Below are 21354 nucleotides of genomic sequence, written 5' to 3' on the forward strand. Positions count from 1 at the left end.
ACCAGATCAGCCGGCCGAGTCGCTCACCGGAAGGACCTGGTCGGTCGCGTGTCCAGACCGCGACCCCCGCCGTCGGAAGAGCGCGACGACAACGGCGGCAGCGGTCAGGATAACCGAGAACAGCTCGAATGTGCCGCCGATTCGGGTAGCCGGTGTGGTGCTGGTGCGCAACGGTAGTTCCGCGACCAGCGCCGCGGGCACGAACAACTCGCTCTGCTGGGCCACCGCGCCGTCAGCGGTGATGATGGCGCTCACGCCCGAGGTGGCCGCCACCACGAGGGCCCGGCCGTGCTCCACGGCCCGCACCCGCGACATGGCCATCTGCTGGTAGGTCATCTCGCTGTCGCCGAACGTGGCGTTGTTCGTGGGCACGGTCAGCAACTGCGCGCCCGCCTCCATGGAGTCGCGGAAGGCCCGGTCGAAGGCCACCTCGTAGCAGGTGGCCACGCCGATCTCCACGCCCGCCGCGCGCACCGAGCCGTCGCCGTCGCCGGGCACGAAATAGCCTGCGCGGTCGGCGTATTCGGAGAACAGACGGAAGAACGAGCGCATCGGCAGGTACTCGCCGAAAGGCTGGATGATCTTCTTGTCGTGGCGCTCCCCCGGCCCGTCCGCGCCGTTCCACACCATGACGGAATTGGTGGTGGTGCGGTCACCGTTCACCAGCACCGCGCCGACCAGGATGGGGGCGCCGACGGCCTCGGACGCGCCCGTGATGAGCGCGGCCGCGTCGGCGTTGCGGAGGGGGTCGATATCGGAGGAGTTCTCCGGCCAGATCACCACGTCGGGCTGGGGAGCACGTCCGGCGGCCACGTCCTCGGCGAGCTGCTCGGTGCGGCGGACGTGGTTGTCCAGCACGGCGCGGCGCTGGGCGTTGAAGTCCAGGCCGAGCCGCGGCACGCTGCCCTGGATGGCCGCGACGGTGAGGGTGGAGTCGCCGTCCATCGGTCCGGGCAGGGTCGGTCGCAGTGCGAGCCCGAGGAGGGGAATCAGGACGAAAGTGACTCCCGCCGCGGCGATTCCGACACGCCGCCGTCCACTCGCGGTGGGGTCCTTCTCGGATTCCGTTGCGTCGGGATCGGTGTCGAACCGCACGATGGGTGCCAGTACCGTGCGCACCCGCGACGGCACGGGCAGCCGTTCGATCAGGGCGGCCAGCGCGGTGCCCGTGAGCGCGACCGCGAAGGCGATCAGCGGCGCGCCGCCGTACGCGGCCAGCGGCAGATACCAGCCGTCGGCCTGGCCGAAAGCGACGCGGCCCCAAGGGAAGCCGTCGAACGGGAAGCTGGAGCGCCCCCACTCGGCCGTGACCCAGGCCAGTGCCACCCACAGCGGCCACAGCGGCAGCGCCGACACCAGACGGGCGAGCACGCCGAACAGCCCGATGTACACCGCGCACGCCGTCGACAGCGCGAGCCACGGCACCGGGCCGACGTAGATCCCCGTCCACGGCAGCAGCGGGAGGAAGAAGCCCAGCCCCGCGAGCATTCCGTAGCCGAACGCCCCCCGCCCGCGCTCCGCGCGCCGGACCGCGAGGGTGAGCAGCGCGAGGCCGATCGGGGCCAGGAACCAGTAGGGGCGGGGCGGGAAGCTGCCGAACAGGAGCAGGCCCGACAGGACGGCGGTCAGGGCGCGCCACAGCACGCCGGTGCGGTCTCGCGTCACGGTCACGCCTCGAAGATCGTGACGCCGTCGCGCACGGTGCGCAGGCAGCGCGGCAGCGCGGAATCCGGTGCCAGCGAAGGCAATCCCGGCACCCGTGAGCGCGGATCGGTGGACCAGCGCTGCACCGAATCCGACGCCGCGGCCACCACCAGCTCACCGGCGTCCCACACCGCGTAGGACGCGGGCGCGCCCGGCACCAGAGTGCCCGCGACGCCGTCGCGCACGCCGCCCGCGCGCCACGCGCCCCGGGTGGCGGCGGCGAACGCGGCACGCGGCGAGATGCCGTGGCCCGGCGTCCGGTGCTCGGTGGCGGCGCGGATCGCGGCCCACGGGTCGAGGGCGGTGACCGGCGCGTCGGAGCCGATGGCCAGCGACACACCCGCCGCCGCCATGGCCGCGAACGGATTGAGCGCCGCGGCGCGCTCGGCGCCGAGCCGACTCGCGTACATGCCGTCGGGGCCGCCCCACGCGGCGTCGAAAACCGGTTGCACACTGGCGATCACGCCGAGCGCGGCCAGTTCGGCGATCTGCCCGGCGTCGAGCATCTCGGCGTGTTCGACCCGGTGCCCGAGCGCCGCGACGGCGGGCGCGCCGAGCGCGTCGGCGGCGCGGCGCAGGCCGGTGGTGACCGCGTCCAGAGCGGCGTCGCCGATGGCATGGAAGCCGGACTGGATGCCCGCCTCGGTGCAGGCGCGCACGTGCTCGGCGATCGCGGCGGCGTCCAGGAAAGAGGTTCCGGTCCCGGGCGTGTCGGCGTAGGGCCGGCGCAGCCAGGCGGTGTGCGACCCGAACGATCCGTCGACGAACAGGTCGCCGCCGAGGCCGTGCACGCCGAGGTCGGTGAGCAGCGCCTTCGCCTCTTCGGCGGTGCGCACCGCCTCGCCCCAGTAGGCGCGCACGCGCACGCCGTGTTCGAAGGCGAGCAGCTCGCGCACGTCGTCGCGCCCGGCGATGTCGGGGCCGGAGCATTCGTGCACGGCGACCACGCCGTGCGCGGCGGCGTGGTCCAGCGCGGCGCGGCGGGCGTCGTCACGGCGGGCGCGGTCGAGCGCGCCGAGCGCGGCCCGGCGCACCAGATGGTGGGCCTGCTCGCGCAGCGGCTCGCCCGCGCGATAGCCCGCGGCGGCGGTGACGCCGGGAACGGAGTCCAGCAGCGCGGTCGAGGCCACGGCCGAATGCGCGTCGATCCGTGCCAGGTATACCCGCCTGCCGGGACCCGCGGCCGCGTCGATCTCCTCGGGGGTCGGCGGGCGGCCTTCCGGCCAGCGGGTCTCCTCCCAGCCGTCGCCGAGGATCACGCCGTCGGGGTGCGCCGACGCGTGGGCGCGCACCGCGTCCAGCAGTTCGGCGACCGAGCGGGTGGCCGAGAGGTCGAGGCCGGTGAGCTGCAATCCGAGCGCCGTGACGTGCACGTGCGGTTCCACGAACGCCGGCGCGACGAACGCGCCGTCGAGATCGATGACCTCCGCGTCCGGATGCAGGGCGCGGCCGGGGCGCTCGGCCCCCAGCCACACCACGGTGCCGTCGCTGACCGCCATGGCCGTCGCGTCGGGGGAACTGGAACTGTAGAAACGACCGCCGATCAGCAACTGGGTACCCACGGGTCACCAGTCTGCCGTATGCCGTCTCCGGCGGGTCACCGCGCCGGTGCGTCCCAGGCCGGGCCCACCGCGCGACGGCCGGTGCCGCGACCGTCGTCGTACCACTCGGTGACCACGACGCCGTCCACCACGTCGTCGCCGTCGATGATCACGCCGCTGTAGCGCGACTCGGCCGCGGTGACGAACTTGCCGACGCGGCGCGCGGCCAGCGCCGTCACCAGCGGGCGCAGCAGCGCGCGGGTGGGCGGCAGCAGCAGGAGCAGTCCCGCGACCGAGGTGACCAGGCCGGGCACGAACATCAGGCCGGCGCCCAGGCCCACCAGCGCGCCGTCGGCGACGGCGGTGCCGGGCGGGATCTCGCCGCGCTGCGCGCGCCGGAACTGCCGCGCGACGCGCCGCCACTGCGAGCCGAGCAGCAGCATGCCCGCCGCGGATCCGGCGATGACCAGCAGGATGGTGGGGAACACGCCGATCAGCTGGCCCACCGCGATCAGCGCGGCGACCTCGACGGCGACGTAGAGCACGAACAACAGGGCGGGCATGGCGTTCCTTCCGGGACGATCTACCCCTACCAACGCGCGAGCCCGCCGTTTTTCTCCCGATCGCGCCTGATAGGTCGCTGAGATGCGCGCCCTCCCCGCCCTCGACCCGTGCACAACCGAGTGGGAGCGCCCTCAGCCCGCGCACAAACGGAGCGGACGCGCAAGTGCCCTCAGCCGCCCGGCCGCACCAACCCCGTCTCGTAGGCGAGCACCACCGCCTGCACGCGGTCGCGCAAGCCCAACTTGGTGAGCACGCGGCCGACATGGGTCTTCACGGTGGCCTCGGAGAGGAACAGCTGCTCGGCGATCTCCGCGTTGGACCGCCCGGCCGCGATCTGCTCGAGCACTTCGCGTTCGCGGGCGGTGAGCACGTCGAGCACGGCGGGATCGCGCATCCCGCCCGGATCGTCGGCGATGAGCCGGTCCAGCAGCCGTTTGGTCACCTTGGGCGACACCACCGCGTCGCCCGCCGCGACGCTGCGGATGGCCGAGATCAGATCCTCGGGCGGGGTGTCCTTGAGCAGGAACCCGCTCGCCCCGGCGCGCAGCGCGCCCAGCGCGTGCTCGTCCAGGTCGAAGGTGGTCATGACCAGGACGCGGCAGCCGTCGCCGGACTCCACGATGCGCCCGGTCGCGGTGACGCCGTCCACCACCGGCATCCGCACGTCCATGAGCACCACGTCGGGCCGCAACTCCTTGGCCCGGGTCACCGCGGCGGCGCCGTTCTCGGCCTCCCCCACCACCTCGATGTCGGGGTGGGCGCCGAGGACCATCTTCAGGCCCATGCGCATCAATTCCTGGTCGTCCACGACGAGAACGGTGATCGGCACGCGTCCAATCTAGCCGCCCGCGCGATCCCGGCCGCCGACCATTACGCTCCTGAAGTTCCGAGCAGTTTCGTTCCGAACAACCAACTCTCGCGAGCGGGGTTATGTACGAACAGATTCGGCGTCTCGAGATCGCGATGATCCGCAGGCGCACCTGGACCGGTGGGCAGCACCGCTCCGTGCTCGAGCACCCGGACCTCCGGGAGCCCGCGCGACGACTCGTCTGGCTCGGTTTCGACGACCGGGCCGAGCAGGGCGTGTCCTTCCGCATCGCCGACGACGGCAGGCCGACCGACAGCGCGGGCCGTCTCGTCGACATCGACGCACCGCACATCGCGGTGGCGCACCCGTTGCAGCTGGCCGCCGAGCTACCGTGCTGGCTCGCCGAGTTCTCCGATCACGCACTGTGCCAACCGTTTCCGCAGTTGTCCCGGGAGGTGCACGTGCTCACCGAGCGGGAGCGCGCGTCCACCTCGCTGGACCGGTTCGCGAATCACATGGTGCCCACCGCGTCGCTGCTGCGGCTGCGCGAATTCGGTTGGCGGCTGGGCGGTTCCGTGGACGGCGTGCACGATCACCTGTTTCGCCCGGTGGGCGGCGGCCTGCAGGTGCTGCTGCAACTCGACGACGGCATCGCGGCCGGCGAGCCGATCGAGGAGGGCGAACACGTCATCGAGGCGGTGGAATTGGGCTCCGCGCCGCCGTCGCCGTGGTGGCGGCGCTGCGGCGACACCGCGTTCGGCGTGCTCGACCCGATCGACGCGAGCGAGGTCCTGCGCGAACTGGCGACCGTATTCGACTGAGCCGGAACTACTCTCGCGCGCCCTGGTCGAGCGGGATGGTGGCCAGCACCCGCCACGCGCCGTCGGCGGTGCGGCCCGCGTGCAGGGTGCCGCCCAGCACCGCGGTGCGCTCGCGCATGCCCAGCAGCCCGAGCCCGCTGCCCTTGATCGGGTTCAACTCGGGCCCGTGCACGGGGACGCCGCCGGAGTCGATGACCTCCACCAGCACGTCGTCGTCGCGGCGCTGCACCCGCACCCACGCCTTCGGGTGCGCGCCCGCGTGGCGCAGCGTGTTGGTCAGCGCCTCCTGCACGATCCGGTGCACGCCCAGGCTCACCTCGGGCGCGATGTCGTCGATGTCGCCGGTGAGCTCGAGTTCCACGGCCAGACCGGTGCCGCGCATCATGTCCACCACGCGCGCGATGCCCGCCGTGCCGTGCTGGGGCAACTGGTCGGGGGCGTGTTCGGTGCGCAGCAGCGCCACCGTGCGGCGCAGTTCGCGCAGGGCGTCGCGGCCGGTGCTGGCGATCGTCGCGAGGGCCTGTTCGGCGATGTCGGGGTCGCGGCGCAGCGCGTACTTCGCGCCGTCGGCCTGCACGATGATCACGCTCACCGCGTGCGCGACCACGTCGTGCAGTTCGCGGGCGATGCGGGTGCGCTCCTGGGCGACGGCCTCGTGAGTGCGCCGCTCGCGGTCGTAGTCGGCCACCGCGAGCCGGGCCGCCACCTCCGCGTCGTAGGCGTGGCGCGCGCCGTTGAACTCGGCCAGCGTCCAGCACAGCGCGTAGATCAGGCCGACCAGCATCGGTGTCGACCAGCTCCACAACTCCGGTACCAGCCACATCGCCAGCGCGGCGTCCACCCCGAGGCCGATCAGCAGCAACGCGGCCTCGCGCCGCCCCACATACGCCACGAGGGTGTAGAGCATGATCCCCAGCGCGATCAGCGCCGGGTGCATCGCGGAGTCGTCGAGCACGTACCCGAGCAGCGTCACCAGCATGCTCATGCCGAGCAGGGTCGCCGCCATCGCCCGCGGGAACAGGCGGCGCATTGCGACCGGCAGCGGCAGCAGGCCGGCGACCACCAGGTAGACGACCTTGTGGTTGCTCTCCCCGATCCCGGTCAGGTCGAGCATCAGCAACCCGAACGCCAGGATCGAATCCGCGACGACGGGCTTTCCGCGAAGCCACAGGCTGAAACGGCGCACCGCACCAGGTTAGGGGGTGCGGCCGGCCGCGCCGCGGGCACGCGCGGGTACGGCGCCGCGCGCTCACCCACCCGCGGCTCGCCGACGCGAGCGAACCTGTCCCGGACACCGCGTATTCATGGGACGTCTGGTTGTCTTACCGGGTGGACATTGCAGATTGGGTGGCGCTGTTGGTGGCCGCGGGCGCCGCGGGCTGGGTGGACGCCGTGGTCGGCGGCGGCGGGCTGATCATCCTGCCGACGCTGTTCCTGGTGATGCCGGGCATCGCGCCGCAGACCGCGCTGGGCACCAACAAGCTCGCCGCCGTGGCGGGCACCGGCGCCGCCGTGGCGACCTTCGCCAGGAAGGTGCCGATGCGCTGGCGGGTGCTGCTGCCGGCGGCGGGTATCGCGGCGGTGACGGCCGCCTGCGGCGCGGCGGCGGTCTCGCTCATCGATCGCGACCTGTTCATCCCGCTGGTGATGGTGGTGCTGGTCGGCGTCGCGCAGTTCGTGACGCTGCGTCCCTCGATCGGCGTCACCATGGCCACGCACCCGCCGACGCGGCGCAAGACGATCCTGGTGGTCGCGCTCGCCGCGGGCCTCATCGGCCTCTACGACGGCCTGCTCGGGCCCGGTACCGGCACCTTCCTGATCATCACCTTCGCCACCCTGCTCGGCACCGAGTTCGTGCGGGCGGCCGCGATGGCGAAGGTGATCAACTGCGGGTCCAACGTCGGCGCGCTGATCTTCTTCGCGGCGACCGGGCACATCCTGTTCGCGCTCGGCCTGGCGATGGCGGCGGCGAACGTGGCGGGCGCGATCGTGGGCTCGCGCATGGCGCTGCGCCGCGGCGCGGAGTTCGTGCGGGTGGTGCTGCTGGTCGTGGTGATCGCGATGGTGCTGCGGCTGGGCTGGCAGCAGTTCGGCTGAGCCGTCAGCCGACCGGAGCGGGCCGGGCGGCGGCCAGCCACGGCCGCAGCACGTCCGAGGTGGTCTCGTGGATCCGGCGGTCCAGTTCGCCGTCGTCGTGACCCGCGGCCGCCCGCTGGAACAGCACGGTCAGCGCCCCGGACACCGCGCCGACGACCGCGCCCACCAGGGCCGCGGCGCGCACCTCGTCCAGTTCCTCCGGGAAGGCCGCGTGCAGTTGCCTGCCGATCTCGAGCTGCGCGACCAGCTGCGCGTGCGCCGCGCGCCCGCTCACCGCGGGCACCGTGCGCGAGACCTCGGCGCGGACGGCGGCGATGCGGGCGCTGACGTCGTCCACCAGGTGCTCACCCGGGTTGTCACCCGCCGCGCGCAGCGCTCGCAACAGCACCTCCACCGGTAGCTCGCCGGGGCGGCGGCTGGCGATCGCGGCCACCGCGGCCCGCACCCGCTCGTCGGGTTCGGGGAACAGCAGTTCCTCTTTGCTGGCGAAGTAGTTGAAGAAGGTGCGCGTGCCCACCTCCGCCGCGGCCGCGATATCGGCCACCGTGGTCTCCTCGTAGCCTCTCGTCTCGAACAGCTCGACGGCGGCCTCGAGCAGCGCGCGGCGGGTACGTTCACGTTTGCGGTCACGGAGGGCGGATGGCGGCACGCGGGCAGGCTACGGCATCGCGCGCCGACCGTGTCGCAACCACCCGTGTCGCGCGTGCCGCCGCCCGTCCGATTTCCCCCTGCGCCGCCGTGTGTTTCGCACGGGCGGACCGTCGTGGCCGGTCGGCGCGCCGTGGACGCGCCCGGACGCCCTCGCGGGGACGCGGTAGCGTAGCCGGGGTGAGCATCCCGACCTCCCCGGCGGCGAGTCAGGACATCGACGCCGAATTCCTCGCGCTCCCTTTGACCGAGCTCGCCGGCGCGGCGCTGGCGGCCGCCACCGCGGCCGGCGCCCAGCACGCCGATCTGCGCGTGCACCGCCTCGTCACCCAGTCCATCCGCCTGCGCGACGGACGGGTCGAGGGCGTCGTCGACGCCACCGACGTGGGCCTGGCTGTCCGCGTGATCGTCGACGGCACCTGGGGTTTCGCCTCGCACGCGGCGCTCACCCCCGAGACGGCCGCCGAGGTGGCCCGCCGCGCGGTGACCGTCGCGACCGCGCTGCGCGCCCTCAACCGCGAGCGCGTCGAGCTGGCCGACGAACCCGTCTACGACGGCGTGCGCTGGGTCTCCCCCTACGAGATCGACCCGTTCGCGGTGCCCACCACCGAGAAGGTCGCACTGCTGCAGGACTATTCGGACCGCCTGGCGAGCGCCGACGGCGTCGACCACGTGACCGCCTCGGTGCTGCAGGTCAAGGAGCAGACCTTCTACGCCGACACCGCGGGCTCGTCGATCGCCCAGCAGCGGGTGCGACTGCATCCGCAGCTCGAGGCCATCACCGTCGACGTCTCGGCGGGCGCCTTCGAGACCATGCGGACCCTGGCCGCGCCCGCGGGCCGCGGCTGGGAGTACGTGACCGGCGCCGACGGAATCTGGGACTGGGACGGCGAACTCGCGCGCATCCCGCAGTGGCTGGCCGAGAAGGTGAAGGCGCCCACCGTCACCCCGGGGCCCACGGATCTGGTCATCGATCCCACCAACCTGTGGCTCACCATCCACGAATCCATCGGCCACGCCACCGAATACGACCGCGCCATCGGCTACGAATCGGCCTACGCGGGCACCTCGTTCGCCACGCCCGACAAGCTCGGCACGCTGCGCTACGGCACGCCGGTCATGCACGTCACCGGCGACCGCACCGAGGCGCACGGCCTGGCCAGCGTCGGCTACGACGACGAGGGGGTGGCGGGCCAGCGCTGGGATCTGGTGCGCGACGGCGTGCTGGTGGGCTACCAGCTCGACCGGGTGTTCGCCCCGCGCCTGGGCCTGGAGCGCTCCAACGGCTGCTCCTACGCCGACTCCGCGCACCACGTGCCGATCCAGCGCATGGCCAACGTCTCGCTGCAACCCGATCCCGACCGCGATACCAGCACCGAGGACCTGATCGCACGCGTCGAGGACGGCATCTACATCGTCGGCGACAAGAGCTGGTCGATCGACATGCAGCGCTACAACTTCCAGTTCACCGGCCAGCGGTTCTTCCGCATCAAGGACGGCAGGCTGGACGGACAGCTGCGCGATGTGGCCTACCAGGCCACCACCACCGACTTCTGGGGCGCGATGGAGGCCGTCGGCGGCCCGTCCACCTGGCGGCTCGGCGGCGCGTTCAACTGCGGCAAGGCCCAGCCCGGTCAGGTGGCGGCGGTCAGCCATGGCTGCCCGTCGATCCTGGTGCGCGGCATCAACATCCTCAACACGCGGACGGAGGCCGGTCGGTGACGGAACGGAGTGCGCGGGCCGTGGCGCCCGCGGGCGAGGTCGTGGAGCGGGCGCTGGCGCTGTCGCGCGCCGACGAGGCGATCGTGCTCGTCACCGACGCGCACGACGCGTCGCTGCGGTGGGCCGGTAATTCCATGACCACCAACGGTTCCTCGGTGTCACGGAGCTGGTCGGTGGTCTCGATCTTCCGCGAGGGCCCGCACGCGGCCCGGGTGGGCAGCGTGTCGGCCACCTCCGTCGGCCTGGACGGTATCGAGGCGGTCGTGCGCGCCAGCGAGGAGTCGGCGCGCACCGCCGAACCCGCGAGAGACGCCATGCCGCTGCTGGATTCGGCGGTCACCGACCCGGGGTGGGCCGACGAGCCCGCCACCACCGGCATCGAGGTGTTCACCGACCTGGCGCGCGATCTCGCCCCCGGTTTCGACGGCGCCGACAAGCTCTACGGCTTCGCGCACCACCAGGTCCACACCACCTGGCTGGGCACCTCCACGGGCGTCCGCCGCCGCTACGCGCAGCCGACCGGGTCGGTGGAGATCAACGGAAAGCGCGGCGCGGGTGCGGATCTGGCGAGCGCGTGGGCGGGCGTCGGCACCACCGACTTCACCGACGTGGACACCCCCGGCCTGCTCGCGGAGGTGTCGCGGCGGCTGGACTGGGCGGCCCGGCGCGTCGACCTGCCCGCCGGTCGCTACGAGACGCTGCTGCCGCCCTCGGCGGTGGCGGACCTGTTGATCTACATGGTCTGGACGATGGAGGGCCGCGGCGCGCAGGAGGGGCACAACGCATTCGCCCGCGCGGGCGGCACCCGGATCGGCGAGCGGCTCAGCGACATTCCGTTCACGCTGTATTCCGATCCCGCGGCGCCCGGCTTGGAGTACGTGCCGTTCGTGGCCACCTCGACGTCCTCGGAATCGGTGTCGGTGTTCGACAACGGGATGCCCGCCGAGCGCGTGGACTGGTTGCGCGACGGCGCGATCGAATCGCTGGTCTATCCGCGCGCGACCGCGGCCGAATTCGGCGCCCCCGTCGCGGCGCCGGGCGAGAACCTACTGCTGACGGGCGGTTCCGGCGCGAGCCTGGACGAGATGATCGCGAAGACCGAACGCGGCCTGCTGCTCACCACGCTCTGGTACATCCGCGAGGTGGACCCGGCGTCGCTGCTGCTCACCGGCCTCACCCGCGACGGCGTCTACCTGGTGGAGAACGGCGAGGTCACGGCCGCGGTCAACAACTTCCGCTTCAACGAGAGCCCGATCGATCTGCTGCGCCGCGCCACCGAGGCGGGCGCGACGCGCACGACGCTGCCGCGCGAATGGAAGGACTGGTTCACCCGGACGGCCATGCCGCCGTTGCGGATTCCCGACTTCCACATGTCGTCGGTGAGCCAGGCGACCTGACGGGCGAGCGGGGAATGTTCGGGAGGGGTGGCGCCGCCGACCGGGCGGGTCTCGAATATCCCTGGCCCGTCGGCCGATTCGTGCGGGCCGCCCGAACCACGGCGGCCCGCTCGGATCACTCGGGCTGGGCGACCTCGTAGGTGCCGTCGGTCCCGGTGATGGTGACGGCGGCCGTCCGCACGGCCGAGCCGATCCGGACGGTGCAGTCGAAGGTGGCGCCGACCACCACCTGCTGCCCGTCGGGGCACCGCACGTCGCGGGCGTTGTCCAGGCCGTAGGTGTCGATCAGGATGAGCTGGACGCCGCGCTGGAGATCGGTCCGGTCGAGCAGTTGGGGCGTGGGCGCGGGTTCCGGCTCGGCGGCGATCACGGGCGGGGCCGGGGCGGCGAGCACCGGGGTCGCGGGTTCCGTGGCCGACGGCGGTGCGGCGGCGGGTGTGGGTGCGGGCGCCTCGGCCACATCGCCCTCGCGGATGTTCACCACGATGAGCCCGGCGATGATCCCGGCGATGGCGATGGCCACGGCGGCCACGATGCCCGCGACGAACACGGGAACCCAGCCACCTTCGGTGGTCTCGTCCTCGGCGTGGGCGGCGACCGGATAGGGCTGGGATTCCCGAGGTTGCCGCGTCGGTGCTGTCATGAACGATCCCCTCCCCCGGGGCAGGGTCGGAACATGGCGTCCGCCTGGGGACTACCCCGGTATGCCCGTGGAGGATAGCCCAGCCCACCCCGCCAGGGTGCCGGTCCCCCGGAATCGCCGTGCCCGCCTTGCCGATTCCGGACGTTCCGGACGGAAGCGATCCTCAGGCCGCCGGGGTGATCTCGATGCCGATGGTCCCGGCCTTGCCGCGCCGCAGCAGGCTGCCGTAGACGACGATCGGCCCGGTCAGCCAGTACTTCTTGCGGATCAGCTTGCGTACCCGGTCGGTCTCCTCGGCCTCGAGCACCCGTCCGGTGCCCGAGACGACCGCGCCGTGCACCTTCTTGCCGCGCAGATCGCAGGCCTGCACGGTGACGGACGGATCGCGCCGCAGCCGCTTGACCTTCCAGCTCTCGGTCTCGGTCCAGACGTAGAGCTTGCCGCCGTCCTCGACCGCCCACAGGGGTGTGCCGACGGGGGTGCCGTCCTTGCGGAACGTGGTCAGCATGACGTAGTCGGCGGTCCCGGCCTCGCCGAAGGGATTGGTCATGGCCGCCAGCCTATCGGCCCGCGCGCCGACCGGCAGGACTGCGACCGCTCACTCCGGCATCCGGTACTCACCCGCCGCCAGCCGCTCGATCAGCCCGTCCGTCCAGGCGGTCAGGTTGTCGAACACCCCGCCCCACAGTTCCAGCAGGTCGGGCGCGTGCGGCGGCTCGTAGCGGCCGGGGAAATCGGGCACCATGGCGCGCAGCTCGTCGCGCACCGCGGCGGCGTTGCGCCGCTGCTCCCGCAGTTTCGCGATCACGTGCGCGCGAGGCAGCGCGTCCATGAACGCGATGCCCGCGCCGAGTTCCTCCATATCGATCGAGACCAGTGCCGCGTCCATCCGCTCGCGGAACTCCGCCTCGCCCGCCTCCGTCAGCTCGAACAGCGTGCGCCCCGGGCCCTGATCGCTGTCCTCGGTGCCGGCGGCGCGCAGCTTTCCCTCGTGGGTGAGCTGTTTGAGCGCGTGGTAGATCGATCCGGGTTTGATGTTCGTCCACGTCTCCGCGCGCCAGGACAGCAGTTCGCGCCGCACCGCGTAGCCGTAGGTCGGCTGACGGGTGCGGATCACCCCCAGGACCAGCAGGCGCACGGCCGCCACGGCGCACTCCCTTCGTTCGTCGGCATCGAACGGCCCATGCTACTCAAACTTGACTTCCACGCGGCGCGAGGCCTATCGTTGCGCTACTCAAATTTGACTAGTAATCGCGGAGGAGTCCCATGGACGACACCACGGTCCCGGTGCTGTGGTCCGCGTCGCCGGCCACCACCCTCGACTTCTACCGGACGCTCGGCTACACCGTCACCCACGAGCAAACCCGCCCCTACACCTACCTGGTGGTCGAACGCGACGGCACCGCACTGCATTTCTCGGACTCGCCGAAGGGCCTCCCCGTGCCGTTCGAGTCGGTGGCCTGTTTGGTGATGGTCGACGACGTCGCCGCCCGCCACGCCGATTTCACGGCGCGCCTGCGGGCCGCGTTCGGCAAGGTGCCCGCCAAGGGCTGCCCCCGCCTGACGCGATTCCGGCCCGGTCAGAGCCGTTTCAGCCTGGTGGACCCGGACGGCAACACCATGCTGTTCATCCAGCGCGACGAACCCGAGAAGCCCCGATACACCGCACGCGATCTCGTCGACCTGGCCAGCACGCTCGAATTCGCCCGCGTACTGCGCGATTTCAAGAACGACGACCGCGCGGCCGCCCGGCTGGTGCAGTCCGGGTTGCGCAGGCACGGCGCGACCGCTCCGGTCGCCGACCGGGCGCGAGCGCTCGCCATGCTGGCCGAGATCGCCGTCGCCGCGGGCGATCCGGAGCTCGCCGAGAAGCACCGCGCCGAGATCAGCGCGCTCGGCCTCTCGGATGCCGACCGCGCGGCGGTGGCCGCCGAGTTGCGCGCGGGCGCCGATCTGGAGCGCTGGCTCACCGAAAACTCTTGAGCCCCAACGCTCACCGGGCGAGGGTCAGGATGCGCGGGCCCTCCTCGGTGATCGCGACGGTGTGTTCGGAATGCGCGGTGCGAGAGCCGTCGGCGGAGCGGATGGTCCAGCCGTCGGGGTCGGTGTAGATGCGGTCGGTGGTGCGCGCGAACCACGGTTCGAGGGCGAGAGTGAGCCCGGGCCGCAGCCGGTAGCCGCGCCCGGCCCGGCCCGCGTTCGCGACATGGGGATCTTCGTGCATGGTGCGCCCGAGCCCGTGACCGCCGAATTCGGTGTTGACCGGGTAGCCGTTGGCGCGCGCGACCGCCTCGATGGCAGCCGAGATGTCGCCGATCCGATTGCCGGGCACCGCGACCGCGATGGCGGCGGCCAGCGCGTCCTCGGTGGCGCGCACCAGTCGCAAATCCTCCTCGTCGGCCGCGCCCACGACGAAGCTGATCGCCGAATCGGCGACCCACCCGTCCACGCCGACGGCCAGGTCGGCGCTGAGCAGATCGCCGTCGCGCAGCGCGTAGTCGAACGGAAGCCCGTGCAGCACGGCGTCGTTCACCGAGAGGCACACGGTGTTGCGAAAAGGCCCGCGCCCGAACGACGGTGCGTAGTCCCAATAGCAGGACACCGCACCCCGCTCCTCGATCCGTTGCCGCACAAGGGCTTCCAGCTCGAGCAGGTTGACACCCACCCGCGCGCGGGTGCGCAGTTCTGCCAGGACGCCGCCGACGAACTCCCCCGCCACCGCCATCCGCTCGATCTCGTCCGCCGTCTTCAACTCCACCATCACGACCTCCGCTCGGTATTTAAATACCAGTCTAGGCGACCGGTATTTAAATACCAATTCTCGCGATTCGGAGCACAACTGTTCACCGAGACCTGCCCACCCGGCCACCGCCACCAGAGTGTTGCGAGACGACAACATTTACCCCCGACCGGCCGCTGTCCTGCGACGATCCAAGAACGAAAACGTAGATTCCCCACGGCCGCCATGTGCGTGCTACCTTTCGTAACACTTACTTGCGACGAGTGTAAACTCAGTGTGGTTGGAGGTTTTCGTGTCCGGCACGATCCACGAAGCGATAGGCAGCCTCGCGCAGTCCGGCTCCGAAGGCGGCGGCGCGGCGCTCGATCAGGTCGCCATCATGACCGGGTCGGCCGGCCTGGTCGCGCTCGTGCTGCTGTGGGTCGGCTACCTGCACCGGACCCGCAAGATCACCTGGCTCGGCGCGCTCGCCGACCGCGTCGGCGCGATCTTCAACCGGCCCGGCTGGGTCGCGCTGCCGATCGTCCTGTTCCTCGGCACCATCCTCACCGCGTTCCTCGGCTTCATCTGGGACGTCTCCCTGCACATCGGCAACGGCCGCGACGAGGGCCCGCTGGCGAACCCGGCGCACTACTTCATCCTGGTCGGCCTGTTCTTCCTGTTCACCGCGGGCATGCTCGCCATCGTGCTGCCGCTGGACGAGAAGCCCGGCCCGGCCGCCGTGCGCATCACCCGCACCTGGTACGCCCCCGTCGGCGGCGTACTGCTCGCGGGCGCCGGCCTCTACGCGCTGATCGGCTTCCCGCTCGACGACATCTGGCACCGCATCTTCGGCCAGGACGTCACGCTGTGGGGCCCGACGCACCTGATGCTCATCGGCGGCGCCGGACTGTCGCTGGTCGGTGTGCTGCTGCTGGAGTTCGAGGGCCGCCGCTGCCGTCCCGACCCCGATCGCGAAGACGGCCGGTTGATCTGGGTCATGCGGTCGTTCGCCTTCGGCGGCCTGCTCATCGGCCTGTCGGTGTTCCCGGTCGAATTCGACTTCGGCGTCGAGCAATTCCGCCTGGTGTTCCAGCCGATGCTGATCGTGGTGGCCGCGACCATCACGCTCGTCGCGGCGCGGACGGTGCTCGGCGCGTTCAGTACTTTCGTGCTCGTCGCGTTCGCGGCCGTGGTGCGCGGTATCGTCGCCTGGCTGGTGGGCGGCCCGATCATCGGCGCGCCCTACAACATCTTCCCGCTCTTCCTCGGCGCGGCCGTGGTGGTCGAGCTGCTGGCGCTGCTACCGCTGATGCGCACACCGATCCTGTGGGGCGCCACGGCCGGTCTCGCGATCTCCACCGTCGGCCTGTGGCTCGAATCCCTCTGGGTGAACGCCGTTTTCATGGATCCGTGGCCCACCGGCATGTGGCCGGAACTGCTGCTCATGGCGGTGCCTGTCGGCGTCGCGGGCGGTGTGGTCGGCGCGCTGCTCGGCATCGTGCTGCGCGGTGAGCCGCTGCCGCGCCCGCCGGTGCGGCGCGGGATCATCGTCGCCGCGGTGCTGATCGTCTCGGCGGCCACCGCCAACGGCCTCATGGTCGAGGTGCCCGAGAACGCGACCGCCACCGTCACGCTGCGCGACGCCGAACCCGTCGACGGCGGGCGCATGGTCACCGCCGACGTCCGGATCTCGCCCGAGTACGTGGTGAGCGACGATCCCGAGTGGGTGCAGATCCTCGCCTGGCAGGGCGGCATCGACACCCCGAGCAACGGCCTGATCATCGACCACCTGGAACGCGTGGGCCCCAACCACTTCCGCTCCACCGAACCCGTGCCGGCCTACGGCACCTGGAAGACGGTCCTGCGCTTGCACGACGGCCGCGTGCTGACCGCGCTGCCGATCTTCATGCCCGCCGATCCCGGCATCGGGGCCGACGAGGTCTCCGCGCCCGCCGAGTTCACCCGCCCGTTCGTCGCCGAGATCACGGTGCTGCAGCGCGAGCGCAACTTCGATCACCCGGACTGGCTGTTCGGCGCGGCCTCGCTGGTGGTGCTGCTGTGCAGCCTGATCCTGGTCGGGGCGCTGTCCTGGGGCGCGGCCCGCATCAACGACCGGTACCCGACCGCCCTGCCCACCGAGGCGGACGAGCCGGTGCCCGCCGGATGACGTCCGTGCCACCCGGCGTGGACGTGCTGGCCGACCATCCGCTGATCCTGGCCGTCCCCGCCTTCGCGCCCGCGTTCGCCGTGGTGGGCATCGTGGTGTTCATCGCGGTGCGCGACCGCCGCGCCGAACGACGCGAGCGCGAACAGGGCCTGGCCGACCCGACATCGACTCCCGAGGAGGAGACCCCATGAACCGCGCCCGTCTCGGCGTCCTGGTCCTGGCCGCGGGCCTGGCCTTGGCCGGATGCTCGTCGAGCGAGTCCACCGACGCCGCGCCGGCCACCTCGGCCGAGCTCACCACCGAGCCCACCCCCGCCCCCGACTTCAGCCAGCCGATGACCATCGGCGTCACGCTGTCCGACGGCTCGGTGGACCCGGTGAACGCCCAGCTGACATCGCGGGTGGGACAACCGATCGTCCTCCTCGTCGACAGCGATACCACCGACGAACTGCACGTGCACGCCACCCCGGAGCACACGTTCCCGGTCGAGGCCGCCCAGAACCAGCGGTTCGAGTTCGTCGTCGAGGTGCCGGGCCGGGTCGAGATCGAACTGCACGGCGCGCACCGGACCGTCGCCACCATTCTCGTCGCCGCGTGACGGCGGTCCTGGCGCACGGGATCGGCGGCGCGACCGACCTGCCGATCCCGTTGACCTACGCCCTGATCGGGGCCGCGTGGGCACTCACCTTCTCTTTCGCGGTGCTGGCCTTCGCGTGGAAGGATCCCCGGCTCGATCCGGACGCGCCGGGGAAGCCGCTACCGAATGCCGTTCGCGCGGTGGTGGATTCACGGGGTCTGCGCACGGTGCTCGCGGTGCTGAGTGTCGCGTTCACGGTGGCGGTACTGGTGTCGGGGTTCTTCGGGCCGCGGGAGCCGTCGGCGAGTCCGGTGCCGGGGGTTGTCTACATCTACCTGTGGGTCGGGGTGATGGTGGCCTCGCTGCTGGTGGGGCCGGTGTGGAAGGTGCTGTCGCCCGTGCGAGCGGTGCATCGGGCGTTGTGCCAGGTGCTGGGTCGGTCACCCGAAGACGGGCTGCTGCCGTATCCGTCGTCGTGGGGGTATCGTCCGGCGGCGCTGGGATTGTTCTCGTTCGTGTGGCTCGAGTTGGCGTCACCCGACCCGGGATCTGTTCTGGCCGTGACCCTTTGGCTGTGCGGGTACCTGATGGTCACGCTGGCGGGCCTGGTGGTGTTCGGCACGGTGTGGGCCGAGCGCGCCGACCCCATGGAGGTGTACAGCGGGCTGATGGCGCGGTTGAGTCCGTTCGCGCGCCGCGCCTCCGGTGCGCCGGTCTTGCGCTGGCCCCTCGACAATCTCGCGGGCACGCCCGCGCTGCTGGGGTCGGTGGCGGTGGCCGCGACCCTGCTGGGCTCCACCGCGTTCGACAGTTTCTCGATGTTCCCCTTCTGGCGCGACATCGTCTACGACGCGGGTGATTTCGCGACGCCCGTACGCACACTCGGCCTGCTCGTCTTCATCGCGGTCGTCGGCGGGCTCTTCGAACTCGCCACCCGCGCGACCGGCGGCGTCTCCCGCGCCGACCGCGCGCTGCTGCCGATCCGCTTGGCGCACAGCCTGACCCCGATCATCGCCGGCTACATCGTCGCCCACTACCTCAGTTTCCTCGTGGAGAAGGGCCAAGCCACTCTCCTGCTCTGCGCCGACCCCTTCGGCCTCGGCTGGAACCTCCTCGGCCTCGACAACCTCGAGGTGCACTACCTCCTCTCCCAGCACCCCGGCGTCCTGGCCACCATCAAGGTCCTCGCCGTCCTCACCGGCCACATCCTCGGCGTAGCCGCCGCCCACGACCGCTGCCTGCGCCTGCTCCCCCCAGCCCACCGCCTCACCGGCCAACTAGCCCTCATGCTCGTGATGGTCGGCTTCACCTTCCTGGGGTTGTACTTGTTGTTCGACGCGTGAGCGGCGCGCCTGGAGTCGTCCGCGCACGCCGCGACCACACGGAACAGTCCGATCAGGCTGCTCGCCGAGCTACGGCCGAGGGGCCAGCCCGCCCGCGCGCGCGACCCGACCGGCTCCTCAACCGCGCCGTGCGGCACCATCACCTGGGCCGCGACGGGAGCCCGGCCCGGCCCCCAACCCCGCGTCGCGGTTGTGTCCACCGGCGGCGGGGTGGGTGGACCATGGTCGCGTCCGGCGCGCGGTGACGAGTCGGCCGGTGACAGCCAGTTGAGCGACGCACGTCCGCCAAGACCGCCTCGCACCGGCTGGACCGAGCGACCGGATGCGCATCGAGAAGCTCGGCCCCGTGACAACGCATGGCCAGCACGCTGACGCCGACCCCGGATCTCACTCGAGCACCAGCGCCTCGGCGACCGCATCGATGAGCAGTCCGCGCATGACTTGCCAGTTCAAGCCCAGGTCGGCGGGCTCGCCGACGACCATTCCTTCCACAGCGCGTTCGATGAGCATGATCAGCAGCACATCCGCCTCGGGCGGTCGTGACGCGCCCGGGCTTATCTGCCGACGCAGACCACCGAGAACGGCGACCTGACGTCGCTGCAGTTCTCGATACGCCAGGACGGCTTGCTCGTCGATCGACCGGTACGTCGCCATCGCTTGGCGGAGACCGTGCCAGCGGGCATGCAGATCAGCACCGATATCGACGAGGCGTTCGGCACGCTCTGCCGGACTGCCCGGCGCCGACACCGCCGCGCTCAACGCCTCCCACTCCTCGACCACCCACGTCTCATAGGCGGCGAGCAATGCGGCGCCCTTGTGCGGGAAGTGGCGATAGAACGTGCCGGTCGCGTATCCGGCCGCAGCCACGATTCGCCGTACGTCGGTACCCGCATAACCGTATCTGTTGAACGTCTCGGCCGCGGCACGCACCAACCGCCGACGGGTGTCGACGGGCCTCCCGCGGCGTGGCCTGTCCACTGGCCTCTGCGTCATAGTGAACATTGTGTCATTATGGAATCGGTGGTTCGACGACAGGAGTTCCGATGCGGATCACACCAGGAGACACTGCTCTGATCACCGGTGCCTCACGCGGGATAGGCCACCATCTGGCGCTCTCGCTGGCCGCCCGCGGAGTCAACGTGGCCCTGGCCGCCCGGTCTGCCGACCGATTGGACCGGGTAGCGGCACAGATCCGAGACCGGCACCGGGTAGCGGTCAGCACGCTGCCGGTAGATCTGAACGACCGCGCGCAGACCACCGAGCTGGTCGAACGGGCACAATCGGCGGCGGGACCGATCGATCTGCTGGTCAACAATGCGGGCGTGGAGGCCTCGCACCGCTTCGACTTACGTTCATTCGACGACATCGCGACGTTCACCGAAGTCAATCTGCTCGCCCCGATGCTGCTCACGCGGGCCGTGCTACCCGAGATGATCGCACGCAGGCGCGGCCACATCGTCAACATGGCGTCGATCGCCGGCTTGCTGCCCGCAGCCTACGAAGAGCCATACAACGCAACCAAGTTCGGGTTGATCGGATTCACGAAATCGCTCCGGCTGACCGCTCAGGACCGCGAATGGGGCGTCAGCGCGTCAGCGGTGTGCCCCGGATTCACCGACGGAGCCGGGATGTACGAGGACATGCGCGCCGAATTCGGTATCCGCGCCCCGGCCAGCATGGGGTCCCTCCCTGTCGGCCGGGTCGCCGACGCGGTCGTCCGGGCCGTCGAGCACGACCTCCCCGAGGCTGTCGTGATGCGCGGAACTCCGCGACCGGCCATGGCAGCCGCCGCTGTATCACCACGGCTGTTCGAGCGACTCGCCCGACGCCTCGACCTGGCAGCACCATTCCGGCTCATGGCCGACGCACGAGCTGACGCGCAAACACCCGATCACTGAGCACCGCGCCCAGTCGCCCGGCAGCTTTCGCGGAACTGAAGTAGCCGTCCTGTTCGTCAGTGACGGGACCTAGGAGTTCTGAACGCCTCGTGGCCGAAGACCGCAGCCGAGGCGCACACGCTGGGCCCATTTCCGGTCGATCGAGCGGAAGAGCAAGGGATAGACGAGGAAGTGGCGGAAGGGCTTGATGAAGGCCATGTAGGCGCGGCCGAGGAGGCCGTTGGTCTTCACCAGGACGGCGAGGCGGCCGTGGTAGGTGTCGCCGTCGCGCACCCAGCCGAGGTGCATGACCATGTGGGCGGTGCGGTTCGACATCTCGGCGGCCCACTCGTCGGGAAGTTCGTAGATGGGACCGAACTCGGCGGGATCGAGCCGGTCGGAGGGCGGGGTGGTCGGGGGTGGGGCCGCGGGGAGGTCGGCGGGCAGCCGATCCCGCAGTGAGCCGACGCGGGCGCCGACCGCGCTGCCCGCCTTGTCCAAGCCGAACAGGGCGCCCAGGCGAGTGCGCATCGCGAACAGCGCGCGCACGACGGGATGGGACACGAGGTCGTCCTCGTCGCTGTCGAACAGGTCGATGAGCAGGGGGAAGTCGTCGGGACCGCCCGGCGTGGGCAACGCCCACACGTCCTCGAGCTCGAAGTCGCGGGTGATCTCGTGGATGCGCCAGGGGCGCGAGGTGTGTTCGGACTCCGGGAGCCGCAT

At 71.3% G+C, this 21354-nt stretch carries 22 protein-coding genes; 10 read left to right on the forward strand and 12 right to left on the reverse strand.

Annotated elements, in window-relative coordinates; translation table 11 throughout:
- Positions 1–6 precede the first annotated feature (6 nt).
- The 4 genes from lnt to OHB21_RS30235 all read right to left on the reverse strand — a co-directional run bounded on the left by lnt (position 7) and on the right by OHB21_RS30235 (position 4638).
- Entirely contained in the window at positions 7–1671 is a 1665-nt protein-coding gene (gene lnt, locus OHB21_RS30220; protein ID WP_407675042.1) for an apolipoprotein N-acyltransferase, read from the reverse strand.
- Positions 1668–3266: an amidohydrolase gene (locus OHB21_RS30225; RefSeq protein WP_233444435.1), complete on the reverse strand. Its 1599-nt coding sequence runs from the start codon at positions 3264–3266 to the stop codon at positions 1668–1670. The genes lnt and OHB21_RS30225 overlap by 4 nt, the downstream gene beginning before the upstream one ends.
- A gap of 35 nt (positions 3267–3301) precedes the next feature.
- The gene (locus OHB21_RS30230) at positions 3302–3808 is read right to left on the reverse strand and encodes an FxsA family protein (protein WP_067512880.1); all 507 of its coding nucleotides are present in this window, start codon (positions 3806–3808) and stop codon (positions 3302–3304) included.
- 170 nt (positions 3809–3978) lie between these two features.
- Entirely contained in the window at positions 3979–4638 is a 660-nt protein-coding gene (locus tag OHB21_RS30235; protein ID WP_067512878.1) for a response regulator, read from the reverse strand.
- A gap of 101 nt (positions 4639–4739) precedes the next feature.
- Between OHB21_RS30235 and OHB21_RS30240 the strand changes: the two genes are divergently transcribed.
- Positions 4740–5438 carry a DUF4132 domain-containing protein gene (locus OHB21_RS30240; RefSeq protein WP_067512876.1) on the forward strand — a complete coding sequence of 233 codons (699 nt, stop codon included), beginning with the start codon at positions 4740–4742 and terminating at the stop codon, positions 5436–5438.
- A gap of 7 nt (positions 5439–5445) precedes the next feature.
- Here the strand turns inward: OHB21_RS30240 and OHB21_RS30245 are convergent, their stop codons facing one another.
- On the reverse strand, positions 5446–6624 hold the full coding sequence (locus OHB21_RS30245) for a sensor histidine kinase (RefSeq protein ID WP_067512874.1): 1179 nt from the start codon (positions 6622–6624) through the stop codon (positions 5446–5448).
- 143 nt (positions 6625–6767) lie between these two features.
- Between OHB21_RS30245 and OHB21_RS30250 the strand changes: the two genes are divergently transcribed.
- Positions 6768–7535 (forward strand): TSUP family transporter, encoded by a 768-nt coding sequence (locus OHB21_RS30250; protein ID WP_195124322.1) that lies wholly within the window; start codon positions 6768–6770, stop codon positions 7533–7535.
- 4 nt (positions 7536–7539) lie between these two features.
- Here OHB21_RS30250 and OHB21_RS30255 read toward each other — a convergent pair whose 3' ends face one another.
- Positions 7540–8184: a TetR/AcrR family transcriptional regulator gene (locus tag OHB21_RS30255; RefSeq protein WP_195124323.1), complete on the reverse strand. Its 645-nt coding sequence runs from the start codon at positions 8182–8184 to the stop codon at positions 7540–7542.
- Between the two features lie 215 nt (positions 8185–8399).
- Here OHB21_RS30255 and OHB21_RS30260 point away from each other — a divergent pair, with 215 nt between their 5' ends.
- On the forward strand, positions 8400–9905 hold the full coding sequence (locus OHB21_RS30260) for a TldD/PmbA family protein (protein WP_195124519.1): 1506 nt from the start codon (positions 8400–8402) through the stop codon (positions 9903–9905).
- A gap of 20 nt (positions 9906–9925) precedes the next feature.
- Positions 9926–11302 (forward strand): metallopeptidase TldD-related protein, encoded by a 1377-nt coding sequence (locus OHB21_RS30265; protein ID WP_195124520.1) that lies wholly within the window; start codon positions 9926–9928, stop codon positions 11300–11302.
- Between the two features lie 115 nt (positions 11303–11417).
- On the opposite strand, the gene OHB21_RS30270 is transcribed toward OHB21_RS30265, so the two are convergent.
- The 3 genes from OHB21_RS30270 to OHB21_RS30280 all read right to left on the reverse strand — a co-directional run bounded on the left by OHB21_RS30270 (position 11418) and on the right by OHB21_RS30280 (position 13092).
- On the reverse strand, positions 11418–11945 hold the full coding sequence (locus OHB21_RS30270; RefSeq protein WP_067512866.1) for a DUF4333 domain-containing protein: 528 nt from the start codon (positions 11943–11945) through the stop codon (positions 11418–11420).
- A gap of 163 nt (positions 11946–12108) precedes the next feature.
- A complete protein-coding gene (locus OHB21_RS30275; protein ID WP_067512864.1) occupies positions 12109–12495 on the reverse strand; it encodes a PPOX class F420-dependent oxidoreductase in 387 nt (128 codons plus the stop codon).
- 48 nt (positions 12496–12543) lie between these two features.
- Entirely contained in the window at positions 12544–13092 is a 549-nt protein-coding gene (locus OHB21_RS30280; protein WP_195124324.1) for a PadR family transcriptional regulator, read from the reverse strand.
- Positions 13093–13211: 119 nt separating this feature from the next.
- Between OHB21_RS30280 and OHB21_RS30285 the strand changes: the two genes are divergently transcribed.
- On the forward strand, positions 13212–13928 hold the full coding sequence (locus tag OHB21_RS30285; protein ID WP_067512860.1) for a VOC family protein: 717 nt from the start codon (positions 13212–13214) through the stop codon (positions 13926–13928).
- Between the two features lie 10 nt (positions 13929–13938).
- On the opposite strand, the gene map is transcribed toward OHB21_RS30285, so the two are convergent.
- Positions 13939–14706, reverse strand: a complete 768-nt coding sequence (map, locus tag OHB21_RS30290; RefSeq protein WP_067512858.1) for a type I methionyl aminopeptidase — start codon at positions 14704–14706, stop codon at positions 13939–13941.
- 358 nt (positions 14707–15064) lie between these two features.
- Here map and OHB21_RS30295 point away from each other — a divergent pair, with 358 nt between their 5' ends.
- The 4 genes from OHB21_RS30295 to OHB21_RS30310 are packed head-to-tail and all read left to right on the forward strand — an operon-like array spanning position 15065 to position 18754.
- Entirely contained in the window at positions 15065–16834 is a 1770-nt protein-coding gene (locus tag OHB21_RS30295) for a hypothetical protein (protein WP_228788734.1), read from the forward strand.
- Positions 16831–17025: a hypothetical protein gene (locus OHB21_RS30300; protein ID WP_067512855.1), complete on the forward strand. Its 195-nt coding sequence runs from the start codon at positions 16831–16833 to the stop codon at positions 17023–17025. The genes OHB21_RS30295 and OHB21_RS30300 overlap by 4 nt, the downstream gene beginning before the upstream one ends.
- Positions 17022–17432, forward strand: coding sequence for a hypothetical protein (locus OHB21_RS30305; protein WP_067512853.1), 411 nt, complete (start codon positions 17022–17024; stop codon positions 17430–17432). Before OHB21_RS30300 ends, OHB21_RS30305 begins: the two co-directional genes overlap by 4 nt.
- Positions 17429–18754: a hypothetical protein gene (locus OHB21_RS30310; RefSeq protein ID WP_195124325.1), complete on the forward strand. Its 1326-nt coding sequence runs from the start codon at positions 17429–17431 to the stop codon at positions 18752–18754. The genes OHB21_RS30305 and OHB21_RS30310 overlap by 4 nt, the downstream gene beginning before the upstream one ends.
- A gap of 387 nt (positions 18755–19141) precedes the next feature.
- Here the strand turns inward: OHB21_RS30310 and OHB21_RS30315 are convergent, their stop codons facing one another.
- On the reverse strand, positions 19142–19684 hold the full coding sequence (locus OHB21_RS30315) for a TetR/AcrR family transcriptional regulator (RefSeq protein WP_232331872.1): 543 nt from the start codon (positions 19682–19684) through the stop codon (positions 19142–19144).
- A gap of 113 nt (positions 19685–19797) precedes the next feature.
- Here OHB21_RS30315 and OHB21_RS30320 point away from each other — a divergent pair, with 113 nt between their 5' ends.
- Positions 19798–20652, forward strand: a complete 855-nt coding sequence (locus OHB21_RS30320; RefSeq protein ID WP_195124327.1) for an SDR family NAD(P)-dependent oxidoreductase — start codon at positions 19798–19800, stop codon at positions 20650–20652.
- Between the two features lie 69 nt (positions 20653–20721).
- Here the strand turns inward: OHB21_RS30320 and OHB21_RS30325 are convergent, their stop codons facing one another.
- The gene (locus tag OHB21_RS30325; RefSeq protein ID WP_067512846.1) at positions 20722–21354 is read right to left on the reverse strand and encodes a DUF2867 domain-containing protein; all 633 of its coding nucleotides are present in this window, start codon (positions 21352–21354) and stop codon (positions 20722–20724) included.

It is taken from the genome of Nocardia puris (assembly GCF_036051655.1).
Lineage (GTDB): Bacteria > Actinomycetota > Actinomycetes > Mycobacteriales > Mycobacteriaceae > Nocardia > Nocardia puris.

Bases quoted from the DNA above. Each gene is read 5' to 3' on its own strand.
- OHB21_RS30325 (WP_067512846.1), bottom strand. From the start codon at position 21,354: ATGCGGCTCCCGGAGTCCGAACACACCTCGCGCCCCTGGCGCATCCAC.
- OHB21_RS30285 (WP_067512860.1), top strand. From the start codon at position 13,212: ATGGACGACACCACGGTCCCGGTGCTGTGGTCCGCGTCGCCGGCCACC.
- OHB21_RS30295 (WP_228788734.1), top strand. From the start codon at position 15,065: ATGACCGGGTCGGCCGGCCTGGTCGCGCTCGTGCTGCTGTGGGTCGGC.
- map (WP_067512858.1), bottom strand. From the start codon at position 14,706: ATGGTGGAGTTGAAGACGGCGGACGAGATCGAGCGGATGGCGGTGGCG.
- OHB21_RS30275 (WP_067512864.1), bottom strand. From the start codon at position 12,495: ATGACCAATCCCTTCGGCGAGGCCGGGACCGCCGACTACGTCATGCTG.
- OHB21_RS30230 (WP_067512880.1), bottom strand. From the start codon at position 3,808: ATGCCCGCCCTGTTGTTCGTGCTCTACGTCGCCGTCGAGGTCGCCGCG.
- OHB21_RS30320 (WP_195124327.1), top strand. From the start codon at position 19,798: ATGCGGATCACACCAGGAGACACTGCTCTGATCACCGGTGCCTCACGC.
- OHB21_RS30240 (WP_067512876.1), top strand. From the start codon at position 4,740: ATGTACGAACAGATTCGGCGTCTCGAGATCGCGATGATCCGCAGGCGC.
- OHB21_RS30305 (WP_067512853.1), top strand. From the start codon at position 17,022: ATGAACCGCGCCCGTCTCGGCGTCCTGGTCCTGGCCGCGGGCCTGGCC.
- OHB21_RS30270 (WP_067512866.1), bottom strand. From the start codon at position 11,945: ATGACAGCACCGACGCGGCAACCTCGGGAATCCCAGCCCTATCCGGTC.
- OHB21_RS30300 (WP_067512855.1), top strand. From the start codon at position 16,831: ATGACGTCCGTGCCACCCGGCGTGGACGTGCTGGCCGACCATCCGCTG.